Here is a 13,966-nt window from a genome sequence, read left to right as displayed (position 1 = left end):
TCATTCCTCCATGATCTTATCCAGCGTTTCCATAAGCGTCTGCATCTGTTCCGGCGTGCCAATGGTGATGCGCAGCCAGTTCTGGATGCGGGGCGCGTCAAAATGGCGCACCAGAATGCCATTTTTCTTCAACTCTTTGTAGAGTGTTTCGCCGTCTTTCCTGTTGGTACTTGCAAACAGGAAGTTGGAGCGGCTGTCCAGCACGGCAAATCCGCGCTGTTCCAGCTGTTGTTTTGTCCATGCGCGGGTGTCCACGATGGCGGCGCGGGTCCTGTCAAAATAAGCGGTATCTTCCAGCGCAGCCTGCCCGGCCTTCAGGGTCAGGCGGTTGATGTTGTAGGGGTTCAGGCTGAACTTGACCCGGTTCAGGTCGGCAATGAGCTTTGCATTGCCCATGGCAAGACCCAGACGCGCACCGGCCAGCTGCCGGGACTTGGAAAAAGTCTGCACCACCAGCAGGTTCTCGTACTGGTCGATGAGGGGCACGCAGCTCTCGCCGCCAAAGTCCACATAGGCCTCGTCCACGATGACCACATTGTTCGGGTTTGCCTTTAAGATGCCCTCAATTTCCGCCCGGGGCAGTGCAATACCGGTGGGGGCGTTGGGGTTTGCAAGGACGATGGTCTGGTTCAGGCCGTAGTAGTCCTTCGGGTCAAGGGTGAAATCCTCTTTCAGCGGGATGATGTGGCTGGGAATGTGCATCAGCCCACACCACACGCCGTAGCAGCCGTAGGTGATGTCGGCATAGGCCAGCGGGTGGTCTGCGTCGCAGAAGGCACGCAGCGCAAAGAAGAGGTTCTCGTCGCTGCCATTGCCGGGCATGATCTGCTCCGGCTGCAAACCGAAGTGGGCTGCGGCCGCCTTGAGCAGGTCGGCACAGGCGGGGTCGGAGTAAAGGCGCAGCTTTTCCACCTCGTGCTCGCTCACGGCAGCGATCACCGCCGGGGAGGGCAGATAGGGGCTTTCGTTGGTGTTCAGTTTGATGTACTGCTGATCCTGCGGCTGCTCACCCGGGGTGTAGGGGGTGACAGCGGCCAGCGTGGGAGAAAGGAATTTACTCATGGTTCAAATCCTCACTTTTCATACCGGATGGTCACGCTGCGGGCGTGGGCGTGCAGGCCCTCGCGCTCGGCAAAATCGGCGATGCGGGGGGCTACTTCGCCCAGCGCTTCCCGGGTGTAGTAGAGGAAGCTGGACTTTTTTACAAAGTCGTCTACGCCCAAGGGGCTTGAGAAGCGGGCGGTGCCGCTGGTGGGCAGGGTGTGGTTGGGGCCTGCAAAGTAATCGCCCAGCGCTTCCGGCACGTTGCGGCCAAGGAAGATGCTGCCTGCGTTTTTGATCTCGTTCAGCACGCCGAAGGGGTCCTCCACGCACACTTCCAGATGTTCCGGTGCAATGATGTTGCAGGCTTCAATGGCCTTGTGCAGGTCGGTGCAGAGGATGATCTTGCCGTTGTCGTCCACGCTGGCGCGGGCGATGGCGGCACGGGGCAGCTGCGGGATCTGCACCTCCAGCTCCGCCTGCACGGCCTTGGCCAGCTCCGGGCTGTCGGTGACGAGGACCGGGCTTGCCAGTTTGTCGTGCTCGGCCTGACTCAGCAGGTCTGCTGCCACCCATGCGGGGTTGCAGCCGCCGTCGGCCAGCACCAGAATTTCGCTGGGGCCTGCGATCATATCGATGCCCACCTTGCCGAACACCTTGCGCTTGGCGGTGGCAACGTAGATGTTGCCGGGGCCAACGATCTTATCCACCGCAGGGATGCTCTGGGTGCCGTAGGCGAGAGCCGCCACAGCCTGTGCGCCGCCGGTCTTGAAGATCCTGGTCACGCCTGCGGTGGCAGCGGCTGCAAGGATGACCGGGTTCACCCTGCCGTCCTTTCCGGCGGGGGTGGTCATGACGATCTCGGACACGCCTGCCACCTTTGCCGGGATCACGTCCATGAGCACGGTAGAGGGATAGGCCGCCGTGCCGCCGGGCACATAGACACCGGCCTTTTCAATGGGGGTATATTTCTGCCCCAGCACGATGCCGGGCTTGTCGTTCACCACAAAATTCTTGTGCACCTGCTGGCGGTGGAAGCTCTCGATGTTGGCAGCGGCTTCGCGCAGCGTTTCGAGGAAGTAGGGGTCCATGCCCGCAAAGGCTTCGTCGATCTCCTCCTGCGTCACCTGCAGGGCATCGATCTTCGCGCCGTCAAATTTCAGCGCATAATCCTTCAGGGCATCGTCGCCCCGGGCGCGCACATCGGCAATGATGCCGTCCACCACATCCTCCACGTTCTTTTCCGCGCGGATATCACGGTTCAGAATCTCTTCGGGCTTCAGCTCGTCAAAGTTATACAGCTTGATCATTTTGCTTCCTCCTTGTTCTGCAGTTCCGCCCGCAGCTTTTCCAGCATGGTGTCCATTTCGGCGTGCTTGAACTGGTAGCTGGCCTTGTTGGCAATGAACCGGGCCGAGATGGGCATGAACTCGGTGACCACCTTCAGGCCGTTCTCCCGCAGGGTGGTGCCGGTCTCCACGATATCCACGATGACGTCCGAAAGGCCCAGAATGGGGGCCAGCTCAATGGAGCCGTTCAGCTTGATGATATCGATGTCCCGCCCCATAGATGCGTAGTAGCTCTTTGCAATGTTGACGAATTTGGTGGCCACCCGCACCGGGCGGCTGGGGTCGTCTTGGTAATCGGCCGGGGCGGCAACGCACATGCGGCATTTGCCAAGGCCGGTGTCCAGCAGCTCGTACACATCGGCAGAAGCCTCTGTGAGGATGTCCTTGCCCACGATGCCCACATCGGCGGCACCGTGCTCCACATAGATGGCAACGTCGCTGGGCTTGACGAGGAAGTAGCGGATGCCGGCCTCCGGGTTTTCCACCACCAGCTTGCGGGTGGCGTTGTAGTCCTCCGGGCAGCCGTAGCCGATGCCCGCCAGCAGGTGATACACCTTATCGCCCAGACGGCCCTTGGGCAGAGCCACGTTCAGCATCACCCTGTCGGTGCTGTTCTTCTGCACCGGCGGCAGCGGGGCGCTCAGGCGGTCCAGCTCGTCCAGATAGACCGCAAAGCCGATGGCACCGGCACCGGGGGTGAACTTCTGCATCAACAGGTCGTAGCGGCCGCCCTTGAGCAGGGGGCGGGGCAGGGCTTTCAGATAGCCCTGAAACACAAGGCCGTTGTAGTATTCCATCTCACCGGCCAGCGTCATGTCCAGCCGGATCACGCCGCCCGCCTTTTCCAGCGGCACAGCCAGCGCTTCCAGCTCGGCCACAGCCGCGCGCATGGCGTCATTGCGGCACAGGGCAGCGGCCTTTGCAAGGGTATCGGCATAGCTGCCGCAGAGGCCCAGCACGCTGCACAGGATGTCGGCGGCATCGGCAAGACCGGCTGCTCCGGCTGCAGCCCGCAGCTCGTGGGCGTTTTTCTCCCGCAGCTTTTCCAGCAGCTTTGCGCGGGCGGCATCCGGCACGCCCAGCGCGTCGAACAGGCCGAACAGGTAGCCCATGTGGCTCACTTCCAGCACCCACTCGGCCCCCAGCGCATCCAGCGACCGCGCCGCCAGACACACCGCCTGCTGCACCTGTGCTTCGCCCACCGCACCCAGCATCTCAAGGCCCATCTGGCTGATCTCTTTAAAGGTGTGGCTCTCGGCGGAAGGGCGGTAGACGTTCTCGTGATAGTAGTAGCACAGGGTCTCGCTGGGGGCGGGCTGTGCCGTCTTGGCAATGGAGAGGGTCACGTCCGGCTTGAGGGCCAGCAGACGGCCATCCAGATCGGTAAAGGTGATGACCTGCTCGGACGACAAAAAGCTGCGGTTGGCCTGATACAGGCCGTACTCCTCAAACCGGCCCATATGATACTTGCGGCAGCCCGCCGCTTCGTACAAGGCGCGCAGCGCAAAGGAGGCGCGCTCCTTGGGCTGCAGGTTTGCAATGCTGAATTCCATTGTCGGTTCCCCCATTTCTTACTTGAGTTTATTTTACTTTATCTCGGTAAAGTTGTAAAGTAGGAAAGTGACGGTGTTTCCAACTCAATGATACGATTTTTCTGTGCGTTTGTACAGGGAAAAGAAGAAAAGGAGCCGTCGCATGGCGCAACAGCTCCTTTTCAGCACGCATATTTACCCAAGCAGCTCCAGCACACTGGCCTTCGGGCGGGCACCCACGGCCTGACGCACCAGCTTGCCCTGCTCAAACACCAGCAGAGTGGGGATGCTCATGACGCCGAACTCCCCGGCCAGCTCCGGCTGCTCGTCCACATTCACCTTGCCCACCTTCACATCGGTGCGCTCCTCAGCTACCTCGTCCACAACGGGGCTGAGCATGCGGCAGGGGCCGCACCAGCTGGCCCAGAAGTCCAGCAGGACAGGCTTTGCGCTCTGCAGCACCTCCTGCTCAAAATTTTCTTTCGTGATCGTAACAACTGCCATATTTCTACCTCCTGAAAGGGTTCGTTCGTGGTTGTTCTTATGGCATCAGTATACCCAAAACGCCAGGGCTTTTCCGTAACCGGGTCACATTGGGGCGCAAAAAGGGGCTGCTGCACATCGTTTTGAACAAACGTGCAGCAGCCCCTTCAGCTTTTGTGAGATTCCGGACAGCTTTATTTGCCCAGCATTTCGTGGGCAGTCTTGCAGATGGTAGCGGCGTCCAGACCGTACTCACGCAGCAGGTCCCATGCAGGGCCGGAGCAGCCGAACACGTCCTGCACGCCTACGCGGCGCACCGGAGTAGGCAGCTTTTCGCTCAGCACGGCGCAGACGGCCTCGCCCAGACCGCCGATGACGTTGTGCTCCTCGGCGGTGATGACCTTGCCGCACTCCTTTGCAGCCTTGAGGACGATCTCCTCGTCCAGAGGCTTGATGGTGTGGATGTTGATGACCCGGGCATGGATGCCCTCGGCAGCCAGCTGCTCCGCAGCCATGCGGGCTTCGTTGACCATCAGGCCGGTGGCGATGATGGCAATGTCGCTGCCCTCAGTGATCTGCTCACCCTTGCCGATCTCGAAGTGATAGTTCTCGGCATCGTGGAACACAGGCACAGCCAAACGGCCAAAGCGCAGATAGACGGGGCCTTCCATTGCGTAGGCAGCACGCACAGCGGCACGGGCCTCCACATCGTCGGCGGGGCAGACCACGGTCATGCCGGGGATGCTGCGCATGAGGGCAAAGTCCTCGCAGCACTGATGGGAAGCGCCGTCCTCGCCCACCGAGATGCCGCCGTGGGTAGCACCGATCTTCACGTTCAGGTGGGGATAGCCAATGGAGTTGCGCACCTGCTCAAAGGCACGGCCGGCGGCGAACATGGCAAAGCTGGAAACAAAGGGCACGTAGCCCATGGTGGACAGGCCCGCAGCCACGCCCATCATGTTGCCCTCGGCAATGCCGCAGTCAAAATGACGATCCGGGTAAGCCTTGCGGAACATGCCGGTCTTGGTGGCGGCAGCAAGGTCTGCGTCCAGCACCACCAGATCCTCGTGGCCCTCTGCGGCCAGCTCCTTCAGGGTGTTGCCGTAGCTTTCACGGGTAGCGATCTTCTTCACATCTGCCATCTTAGTTTTCCTCCTGCTCCAGCGCGGCGTATGCGGCGTTCAGTTCCTCAATTGCGATCTTGTACTCGTCATCGTTGGGGCCCTTGCCGTGCCAGTCCACAGAGTTGGTCATATAGGAAACGCCCTTGCCCTTTGTGGTGTCCATGATGATGCAGGTGGGCTTTACAGTCTCTGCATGGAATGCCTGCATGGCGGCTTCGATCTGGTCGTAGTCGTGGCCGTCGATGGTGACAACATTGAAGTTGAAGGCCTTCAGCTTCTCTTCCAGCGGGGCGCTGTTCATCACGGTCTCGGTGGTGCCGTCGATCTGCAGATGGTTGCGGTCCAGCACAACGCACAGGTTGGAAAGGCCGTAGTGTGCGGCAAACATGAAAGCTTCCCAGCACTCGCCCTCTTCCACCTCGCCGTCGCCCACGATGGCAAAGACGTTGATGGGCTTACCGGCGTGCTTGGCACCCAGTGCCATGCCGCAAGCGGCAGACACGCCCTGACCCAGACTGCCGGTGGACATATCCACGCCCGGGGTCTCGTTCATGTTGGGGTGGCCCTGCAGATAGCTGCCGATCTTACGCAGGGTCTTGAGGTCTTCCACCGGGAAATAGCCGCGCTCTGCCAGCGCTGCATACAGTGCCGGTGCAGCATGGCCCTTGGACAGCACCAGACGGTCGCGGTCGGCCATCTTGGGGTCCTTCGGGTCGATGTTCATTTCCACGAAATAGAGGTAGCTCAGCAGCTCGGCGATATCCAGACTGCCGCCCGGATGGCCGCACTTTGCGCTGTGCGTGCCCTCGATCACGCCCATGCGGATGTGGCAGGCGTGCTTGGCCAGAGTAAGTTTTTCTGCATTTGTCATGATGGTCCTCCCGTATGAACCTCAGATTTGCACATGTTCAAAAAAGCCTTTCGTCAGCGCCGGTGCAGTCCTGCTGCCCGCAGCGCGCTCTTTTTCAAGTTTATATTAGCTATTCTATGCAAAAAGGTCAAGCTTCTTCATGCAAAATGTACACACGCGGGGAAATATTCACGGAAATTTGCCGCTTTTTGGTCAAATTGCAGGCTTTTTGCCGTATCTTGACAAAGCCAGAGGCATCTGCTATATTTTTCACAGATTCCGGCACGAAGCCGGGTGTGCGGACAGAAGCCCGTGTTCTCCATCCTGATAGAGCATTTTATCCACCGCTGCGCTTACGCAGCGGTGCAGAGCAAAACCCACAGGGGGCCTTTGCGTTCTGCCATCTTATTTTTGCTGCTATAGACACCACGAAGGGGTCTGCCGTTGGCTTGTAAGCCGGGCAGACCCCTTTTTTGTCTGGCCAAAGGAGGAAGCTTTTTATGAAAACGAACCCCCATTCCACCACCCGCAGCCTCGTGCTGGCTGCACTGTTCCTTGCACTGGCCTTTGTGCTGCCCATGATCACCGGCCATGTGCCGCAGGTGGGCAACATGCTGTGCCCGATGCACTTTCCCATTCTGCTGTGCGGCTTTGTGCTGGGCGGCCCATGGGGCCTTGCCGTGGGCTTCATTGCTCCGCTGGTGCGGTCGGTGCTGTTCGGCATGCCGCCGATGTTCCCCATCGCCATTGCCATGGCCTTTGAGCTGGCCGCCTACGGCCTTGTGTCCGGCGTGCTCTGGCACAAGGTGAAGCACACCGTGCCCATGATGTACGCTTCTCTTGTCACCGCCATGGTGGCAGGCCGTTTGGTCTGGGGTACGGTACGCTTTGTGCTGGCCGGCCTGACCGGTTCCAGCTTCCCGTTCAGCGCGTTTTTGTCCGGCGCACTGCTCACCGCCGTGCCGGGCATCATTGCACAGCTGGTGCTCATCCCGCTGATTTTGGTGGCTTTGCAGAAGGCAAAGGTCATCGACTGACAAAAAATGGCTGGCATCGCAGGATGCCAGCCATTTTTTTACTCTTTTAATTCTTCTTGCCGCTCAGGAACTCCGGCAGGGGCTTGCCCTGCTTGCGCCACTGATGGTACTCGGCGGTGGCGGCGAACTCCACGTCACCGGAAGAGTTCAGGGCAGTCTCCACAGAGTCCTGCACCACGCCGATGATGAAGCCGACGCCCACCATCTGCATGGCGACATCGTTGGAAATGCCGAACAGGGAGCAGGCCATGGGGATCAGCAGCAGGGAACCGCCGGCCACGCCGGAAGCACCGCAGGCACCCAGAGCGCTCATGGCGCTCAGCACGATGGCTGCAGGCAGAGACACCTGAATGCCCAAAGTGTTAGCAGCGGCCAGCGTCATGATGGTGATGGTGATGGCGGCACCGTCCATGTTGATGGTAGCGCCCAGCGGGATGGAGACGGAGTACATATCCTTGTCCAGACCCAGCTTTTCGCACAGAGCCATGTTCACGGGGATGTTGGCGGCGGAGCTGCGGGTGAAGAAGGCGGTCAGGCCGGACTCACGCAGGCAGCGGAACACCAGCGGATAGGGGTTGCAGCCCAGATAGAGGAACATGATGAGGGGGGAGACGATGAGGGCCATGAACAGCATGGTGCCCACCAGCAGGGCCAGCAGCTTGCCGTACTGGGTAAAGATGGCAAGGCCGTTGCCGGAAACATTGGTGTAGACCAGACCCATGATGCCGAAGGGTGCCAGATTGATAATCCAGCGCACGATCTGGGAGACCGCATCGGCGGTGTTTGCCATAAAGGTCTTGGTGGTGTCAGAGCCGATCTTCTTCATGGCCACGCCGAACATGCAGGCCCAGAACAGGATGCCGATGTAGTTGCCGCTCATGATGGCACTGACGGGGTTTGCCACAAAGTTGGTGAGCAGAGTGCCCATCACTTCGCCCAGACCCTGCGGCACCACGTCCGACTGGGCAGCGTCTGCCAGCACGACCGTGACCGGGAACATAAAGCTAGTCACCACTGCGATGGCAGCAGCCAGAAAGGTGGTGAGCATGTACAGCCAGATGACCGTGCCGAAGCGGCGGTCCAGCTTGGAAGAACCCTGTGCCAGAGCACTTGCCACAATCACGAACACCAGCACCGGGGCGATGCCCTTCAGTGCGCCAACGAACAGGCTGCCCAGTTCACCCACCCAGCCTGCACCGGGGGCCACCAGAGCCAGCACCGCACCGATGATCAGACCGATCAGAATGCGAACGATCAGGCTGATGCCGTTGTAGCGGGCAACTGCCTTATTCAACGTTTTCATATAGACACTCCTCTTTCCTATTGTACGCCAATGGCGCACAGCTTCCTGTCTCTTACACAAGGACGGGTGTTATTATAGCACATACGGCAGAGAAATGAAAGCATTTTCAGACATTTTTCGTTCACAAATTTGCATTCAGGTCGGTGCCCATGGGGTTTTTCTGTCAATCTGTATTTGTAGCAAGGACAGGTTTGCTTTTCAGGAAAAATAAAAGGGGCTGTTGCGCAAGGATAAAATCCAGTGCAACAGCTCCAGAGGTTTTTGTATTTTTATGCTTCCAGCGGCTGGGTGGGGGCAAGCTTCTGGTAGGCAAAGCGGGGCGAGCCGTCTGCCACATGGATGATGCCGCAGCGGGTAAAGCCGTTCTTTTCCAGCAGATGCTGCATGATCTTGTTGTCGGCGTGGGTGTCGGCACGCAGGCTCTGGCAGTGCTCCATGCTCCAGTCCAGCACTGCCGATGCCACGCCCTTGTGCTTTCCGGCCGATGCCAGACGGTGCACCGTGCCATAGGGCAGGGTATCGTCCAGCCACTGGCCGTCCTCAATGGCGGCATAGGTGGGGTCTGCCCCCAGAATAAATGCAAATACGGCCTCGATCTGTCCGTTGACCACATAGAGGAACAACCGGTTCGAGTCGATATCCTCCTCCAGCAGTTCCTGCGGCGGGAAATCATCCCCCCATTGGGTCGGGTTGCCGGATTCCTTCATTGCGGCACGGGCATGGGCATAGATCTTCAGGATCTGCGCAAGATCACCTCTCACTGCTCCACGAAACATTCCATTCCACCTCGTCTTTTCTGTGCTGCGCTCGGTTCGGCACAGCACTTTGAGAATTGTTCTTATTGTACTACAAATTACCATAAAAATCCAGTTCCCGCACCAAAGTACCTTAAACTGCTCCAAAACGGCAAAAAGCAGGGGCTGCTGCACTTTCGGCTAAAACGATGTGCAGCAGTCCCTGCTTTTAGAGCAAGTACCTTATGCGCTGGCGCGGCCATGGCCGGTGCGCACCAGCCGGTATTCCCGCGGGCTGAGACCATACCGCTCGTGGAACAGGCGGTAGAAATAGCTGGTGTTCTCGTAGCCCACCAGAGAAATGATCTGCTGGATGTTCATGTCGCTGCGGCGCAGCAGGCGGGCAGCGGTCTCCATACGGTGCTTTTGCAGCAATTCCTTATAGGTGCGTCCGGTCTGGGCACGCACGCACTCGCTGACATATGCCAGCGAAACGCCGTACTCCCGTGCCACGTTGGAAAGGCTTGCTTCGCGGTAATTCTGGGTGATCTCTTTGAGTGCCGCCTGCACCAGTGCTTCGCGGCTGACCGTCTCGCTGCGTGCTTCCAGCGGAAAATGCTTCATCTGTGTCATTTTGATCTTCCTCCATAAAGGTGCGGCGGGCGGGGACTGGGGGAAGCCGGACACCCGCCGCACAGAGATCGCAGGCCCTTTGCCGGCCCTTACACTTCTGATACGAACCGGCCTGCCGGAATATTGCAGAAAGCTAAAAAACTTTTATTATTTTTCGTCCACGAGTTTCGTCTTACAGAAAAAGACCGCTTCCGCACCGGGCAGAAACGGCCTTTTTCAGGAGAAATAAAGAAAACACGAACCCTCAAAAATGAGGAAGGGAAATGCTCAGAACATGCTCTCGTCCTTATAGCGGCCGGTGCGCACGAACTGCACCCACTCGGCCACATTCACGGCGTGGTCGCCGATGCGCTCCAGATACTTAATGACCATCAGCAGGTCCAGCGCTGCATCCACCTTGCCGGGATCTTCGGCGATCTCCTGCGCCAGCTGATGCTTGATGGCATTGAAGTCGTAATCCACCTCGTCGTCTGCGGCAATCACCCTGCGGGCGGCATTTTCGTCCTCTGCCGTCAGGGCATCGAGGGCATCCAGAATCATCTGGTGGGCCTTTTTGCCCATGACAATGGCCTGACTTACCGCCGGGTCGCCCTCTTTGCGGACGGTAACAAGGTGGGGGATGATCTCGGCGATGTCGGCGGCATGGTCGCCGATGCGCTCAATATCCGTGACCACCTTCATGGCAGTGGAGATGCGGCGCAGATCGCCTGCCACCGGCTGTTGACGCAGCAGCAACGTCATGCAGCGGTGCTCGATATCCCGCTCCATATTGTTGATGCGGGCATCCCCCTTCACGATGGCCGCAGCCGCATCGGCATCAGCAACGCAGAGCGCTTCCAGAGCGTTCTCCACGGCATCGGCAGAGTTGCGGCCCATTTCGGTCAGCGAATTTTTCAGCGATTCCAGATCGGTGTCGTACTGTTTACGGATACTCATAGCTGTTTCCTCCTTTAACCGAACCGACCGGAAATGTAGTCCTCGGTGCGTTTATCCTGCGGTGCGCTGAAGATCTGCGCCGTGGGGCCCACTTCCACCAGCTCGCCCAGCAGGAAGAAGGCGGTGCGGTCGCTGATACGGGCCGCCTGCTGCATGTTGTGGGTAACGATGACCACCGTATAGTTCTTCTTCAGCTCACTCATCAGCTCCTCCACCTTCATGGTGGAGCCGGGGTCCAGAGCGCTGGTGGGCTCATCCATCAGCAGCACTTCGGGCTTCACCGCCAGCGCGCGTGCGATGCACAGACGCTGCTGCTGTCCGCCGGAAAGGCTCAGCGCGCTCTTTTTCAGGCGGTCCTTCACCTCGTCCCACAGGGCCGCGCCCCGCAGGCTGCTTTCCACCAGCTCGTCCAGCTCAGCCTTATTGCGCACGCCGTGCAGCTTGGGGCCGTAGGTGATGTTGTCGTAAATGCTCATGGGGAAGGGATTGGCCTTCTGGAACACCATGCCCACCCGGCGGCGCAGGTCGGTAAGCTGCATTTCCCGGGCAAAGATATCCTCGCCCTTGAGCCGCACATCGCCCTCGATGCGCACATTCGGCACAAGGTCGTTCATGCGGTTGAGGGTCTTTAAAAAGGTGGACTTGCCGCAGCCGGAAGGGCCGATGAGAGCGGTGATCTCCCGCTCGCCCACGTCCAGCGAGATGCCTTTCAGTGCCTTGAAGTCGCCGTACCAGAGGTTCAGGTCTTTTGCCGAAATGACCGGCACATTCGTGTTTTCCATAGAGTACCTCATTGTTGAATTCAAACAGGAAGTTTACTGTTTCGGCCCTTCCCGTGAAAATGTAGATTTGAAAAATCCGCGGATTTTTCAAATCTACGAAATAAAAATAAATTTTCCGCTATTCATGGCCAGAGCGAACGCGGAGGCCATTTTGAACAGTAAAATCAAATTTTACTGTTTCTGTTTCAGCTTGGTCTTTGCCAGCCGCGCCGCAAGGTTGATGGCCAGCACCAGCACCAGCAGCACCCCACCGATGCCCCATGCGGAAGCGAAATCGCCGTCCTCAAAGGCACGCAGGTACAGCAGCACCGACAGGGTGGCACCGTTGGAGGTGTAGGCTTTGGCCACGCTCTTGGCAATGACCTCTGCGGCACCGGCGGTGAAAAGCAGGGCCGCACTTTCGCCCACGATGCGGCCCACAGCCAGAATGCAGCCGGTCACGATGCCGTCGATGCTGCAGGGCAGCACGATGGTGCGGATGATGTGCCACTTGCCTGCACCCAAGCCCATGGCACCCTCCCGGTAGCCCTGCGGCACCGTCTTGAGGGATTCCTGCGTGGTTCGGATGATGGTGGGCAGGTTCATCACTACCAGCGTCAGGCTGCCGGACAGCAGACAGGTCTGGAAGCCCAGTGCCTGACTGAACACCAGCATGCCCACCAGACCGTAGATGATGCTGGGGATACCGGCCAGCGTTTCGTTGGTGAACTCGATGACCTCGATAATCCGCCGGTTGGAGGCGTACTCGGTCAGGTAGACTGCCGCGCCTACGCCCAGCGGCAGTACGATCAGTAATGTCAGAACAATGACATACAATGTGTTGAGAATGGCGGGCAGGATGCCGTCGGTCTTTTTCAGCACACTGGCAGTGGTGGAAAGGAACTTCCAGCTGATGTGGGGGATGCCCCGCACCAGCACCATGCCGATGATACCGGCCACCAGCACCATCACTAGCACAGCGCTGGCCCAGACCAGTGCGGTCATGACCCGGTTCCACATCTGACGGGAAGGCGAAAGGCCCTTATTCATCCCGGCTTCCTCCCTTCAGCACAACATTCAGCACAACATTGATGATCATGATAAAGACGAACAGCACCAGCGCGATGCTGAACAGCGCCTGCCGCTGCAGACCGCCGGCATAGCTCATCTCCTTGGCGATGGCGGTGGTCAGGAAGGTGACGCTGCGGAAGGGACTGTCCGGCATGTTGGGGCTGTTGCCTGCCACCATCATCACCGCCATGGCCTCGCCGATGGCACGGCCGATGCCCAGCACAATGCCTGCGGCAATGCCGCTTTTGGCTGCCGGAATGCTGATCTTGAACCATGTTTCGGTGTCGGTGGCACCCAGTGCCAGACTGCCCTGCTCATACTCCGGCGGCACGGCGTTCAGTGCCGTGACCGACACGGACACGATGCTGGGCAAAATCATGATGGAAAGCACCACGATTGCGCTCAGCAGGCAGGCACCGGAAGCCATGCCGAAGGTCTTTGCCACGGCGGGCACCAGCACCTGCATGCCCAGCAGGCCGAACACCACGCTGGGGATGCCGGACAGCAGCTCAATGGCGGTGACCACCACGGTGCGCAGCTTGGGGTCGGCGGCCTTGGAGAGGAACACCGCCGTCAGCAGGCCGATGGGCACACCGATGATGGCAGCGCCCAGCGTGCCGTAGATGCTGGACAGGATAAAGGGCAGGATGCCGAACAGCGGCTGGGCCGCCGTGGAGGCCCACTTTGTGCCGAACAGGAATTGGAACAGGCCGATCTTGTGGATGGCCGGCACACCGGAGACCACCATATACACCGAGATGAGCACCACGCAGCCCACCGCCAGCATCCCGCACAGGAAGAAGATGAAGTTCATCACCGCTTCCAGCCATTCGGCGGGGGTGCGGGGCAGCCGCACCCGGCTCAGATAGGATTTTTTGTTCATAGCTGAAATCCTTTATAAAAGCCGCGTCGGCTCGCAGAAACGGCAGCCCGACGCGGCAGGGTATTTTGTGAACGGCCTCGCCCTCTCCGTCACGGCTTACGCCGTGCCACATTCCCCTTTTTGTCGCTGCGCGACATCTTCCCCCGGAACGGGGGAAGTCTTTCCTCAAAGGGGGAGGCTTTGGCAGTCCACGCAAAGTTTGCGGTTTTGCCAAGGGCTCTCCCTTTGA

Annotated in this window: 15 protein-coding genes; 2 read left to right on the top strand and 13 right to left on the bottom strand. The window is 59.2% G+C overall.

All coding sequences use genetic code 11. The features are described from left to right. The 6 genes from hisC to DXA66_RS06265 form a co-directional block, all read right to left on the bottom strand. Positions 1–1,062: a histidinol-phosphate transaminase gene (hisC, locus tag DXA66_RS06290; protein ID WP_118527611.1), complete on the bottom strand. Its 1,062-nt coding sequence runs from the start codon at positions 1,060–1,062 to the stop codon at positions 1–3. An 11-nt stretch (positions 1,063–1,073) separates the two neighbouring features. Beyond that, entirely contained in the window at positions 1,074–2,351 is a 1,278-nt protein-coding gene (gene hisD / locus DXA66_RS06285; RefSeq protein ID WP_118527609.1) for a histidinol dehydrogenase, read from the bottom strand. Continuing rightward, a complete protein-coding gene (gene hisG / locus DXA66_RS06280) occupies positions 2,348–3,943 on the bottom strand; it encodes an ATP phosphoribosyltransferase (RefSeq protein WP_118527607.1) in 1,596 nt (531 codons plus the stop codon). The genes hisD and hisG overlap by 4 nt, the downstream gene beginning before the upstream one ends. Positions 3,944–4,117: 174 nt before the next feature. Next, positions 4,118–4,426 carry a thioredoxin gene (trxA, locus tag DXA66_RS06275; RefSeq protein ID WP_097776904.1) on the bottom strand — a complete coding sequence of 103 codons (309 nt, stop codon included), beginning with the start codon at positions 4,424–4,426 and terminating at the stop codon, positions 4,118–4,120. Positions 4,427–4,599: 173 nt separating this feature from the next. Then, entirely contained in the window at positions 4,600–5,547 is a 948-nt protein-coding gene (locus DXA66_RS06270) for a transketolase family protein (RefSeq protein WP_118527605.1), read from the bottom strand. Position 5,548: 1 nt separating this feature from the next. After that, the gene (locus DXA66_RS06265; RefSeq protein WP_118527603.1) at positions 5,549–6,400 is read right to left on the bottom strand and encodes a transketolase; all 852 of its coding nucleotides are present in this window, start codon (positions 6,398–6,400) and stop codon (positions 5,549–5,551) included. 14 nt (positions 6,401–6,414) lie between these two features. Here DXA66_RS06265 and DXA66_RS14100 point away from each other — a divergent pair, with 14 nt between their 5' ends. Together DXA66_RS14100 and DXA66_RS06260 are read left to right on the top strand one after the other, a co-directional pair. Next, positions 6,415–6,834, top strand: coding sequence for a hypothetical protein (locus DXA66_RS14100; protein WP_147365159.1), 420 nt, complete (start codon positions 6,415–6,417; stop codon positions 6,832–6,834). Positions 6,835–6,879: 45 nt separating this feature from the next. Then, positions 6,880–7,416, top strand: a complete 537-nt coding sequence (locus DXA66_RS06260) for an ECF transporter S component (protein WP_118527601.1) — start codon at positions 6,880–6,882, stop codon at positions 7,414–7,416. A 46-nt stretch (positions 7,417–7,462) separates the two neighbouring features. Here the strand turns inward: DXA66_RS06260 and sstT are convergent, their stop codons facing one another. The 7 genes from sstT to pstC all read right to left on the bottom strand — a co-directional run bounded on the left by sstT (position 7,463) and on the right by pstC (position 13,737). After that, positions 7,463–8,710, bottom strand: a complete 1,248-nt coding sequence (sstT, locus tag DXA66_RS06255) for a serine/threonine transporter SstT (protein ID WP_347562854.1) — start codon at positions 8,708–8,710, stop codon at positions 7,463–7,465. A 278-nt stretch (positions 8,711–8,988) separates the two neighbouring features. Next, positions 8,989–9,495: a GNAT family N-acetyltransferase gene (locus DXA66_RS06250; protein WP_118527597.1), complete on the bottom strand. Its 507-nt coding sequence runs from the start codon at positions 9,493–9,495 to the stop codon at positions 8,989–8,991. Between the two features lie 201 nt (positions 9,496–9,696). Further along, a complete protein-coding gene (locus DXA66_RS06245; RefSeq protein ID WP_118527595.1) occupies positions 9,697–10,086 on the bottom strand; it encodes a helix-turn-helix transcriptional regulator in 390 nt (129 codons plus the stop codon). Between the two features lie 267 nt (positions 10,087–10,353). Continuing rightward, positions 10,354–11,022 (bottom strand): phosphate signaling complex protein PhoU, encoded by a 669-nt coding sequence (phoU, locus tag DXA66_RS06240; RefSeq protein ID WP_118527593.1) that lies wholly within the window; start codon positions 11,020–11,022, stop codon positions 10,354–10,356. 14 nt (positions 11,023–11,036) lie between these two features. Then, positions 11,037–11,804 carry a phosphate ABC transporter ATP-binding protein PstB gene (gene pstB / locus DXA66_RS06235; RefSeq protein WP_118527591.1) on the bottom strand — a complete coding sequence of 256 codons (768 nt, stop codon included), beginning with the start codon at positions 11,802–11,804 and terminating at the stop codon, positions 11,037–11,039. Between the two features lie 171 nt (positions 11,805–11,975). Further along, positions 11,976–12,833, bottom strand: a complete 858-nt coding sequence (pstA, locus tag DXA66_RS06230) for a phosphate ABC transporter permease PstA (protein WP_118527589.1) — start codon at positions 12,831–12,833, stop codon at positions 11,976–11,978. Next, the gene (gene pstC, locus DXA66_RS06225) at positions 12,826–13,737 is read right to left on the bottom strand and encodes a phosphate ABC transporter permease subunit PstC (protein ID WP_118527587.1); all 912 of its coding nucleotides are present in this window, start codon (positions 13,735–13,737) and stop codon (positions 12,826–12,828) included. The genes pstA and pstC overlap by 8 nt, the downstream gene beginning before the upstream one ends. Positions 13,738–13,966: the final 229 nt, after the last annotated feature.

Source organism: Faecalibacterium sp. OF03-6AC (assembly GCF_003478175.1).
Lineage (GTDB): Bacteria > Bacillota > Clostridia > Oscillospirales > Ruminococcaceae > Faecalibacterium > Faecalibacterium taiwanense.
The sequence above is the reverse complement of the archived record's forward strand: the minus strand, read 5'-3'. Positions and strand labels throughout refer to the sequence as shown.

Excerpts from the sequence above, each read along its gene's own strand:
- trxA (WP_097776904.1), bottom strand. The coding sequence starts at position 4,426 with ATGGCAGTTGTTACGATCACGAAAGAAAATTTTGAGCAGGAGGTGCTG.
- DXA66_RS14100 (WP_147365159.1), top strand. The coding sequence starts at position 6,415 with ATGAACCTCAGATTTGCACATGTTCAAAAAAGCCTTTCGTCAGCGCCG.
- pstA (WP_118527589.1), bottom strand. The coding sequence starts at position 12,833 with ATGAATAAGGGCCTTTCGCCTTCCCGTCAGATGTGGAACCGGGTCATG.
- hisC (WP_118527611.1), bottom strand. The coding sequence starts at position 1,062 with ATGAGTAAATTCCTTTCTCCCACGCTGGCCGCTGTCACCCCCTACACC.
- hisD (WP_118527609.1), bottom strand. The coding sequence starts at position 2,351 with ATGATCAAGCTGTATAACTTTGACGAGCTGAAGCCCGAAGAGATTCTG.
- pstC (WP_118527587.1), bottom strand. The coding sequence starts at position 13,737 with ATGAACAAAAAATCCTATCTGAGCCGGGTGCGGCTGCCCCGCACCCCC.
- DXA66_RS06245 (WP_118527595.1), bottom strand. The coding sequence starts at position 10,086 with ATGACACAGATGAAGCATTTTCCGCTGGAAGCACGCAGCGAGACGGTC.
- DXA66_RS06250 (WP_118527597.1), bottom strand. The coding sequence starts at position 9,495 with ATGTTTCGTGGAGCAGTGAGAGGTGATCTTGCGCAGATCCTGAAGATC.
- phoU (WP_118527593.1), bottom strand. The coding sequence starts at position 11,022 with ATGAGTATCCGTAAACAGTACGACACCGATCTGGAATCGCTGAAAAAT.
- hisG (WP_118527607.1), bottom strand. The coding sequence starts at position 3,943 with ATGGAATTCAGCATTGCAAACCTGCAGCCCAAGGAGCGCGCCTCCTTT.
- DXA66_RS06265 (WP_118527603.1), bottom strand. The coding sequence starts at position 6,400 with ATGACAAATGCAGAAAAACTTACTCTGGCCAAGCACGCCTGCCACATC.
- DXA66_RS06270 (WP_118527605.1), bottom strand. The coding sequence starts at position 5,547 with ATGGCAGATGTGAAGAAGATCGCTACCCGTGAAAGCTACGGCAACACC.
- DXA66_RS06260 (WP_118527601.1), top strand. The coding sequence starts at position 6,880 with ATGAAAACGAACCCCCATTCCACCACCCGCAGCCTCGTGCTGGCTGCA.
- pstB (WP_118527591.1), bottom strand. The coding sequence starts at position 11,804 with ATGGAAAACACGAATGTGCCGGTCATTTCGGCAAAAGACCTGAACCTC.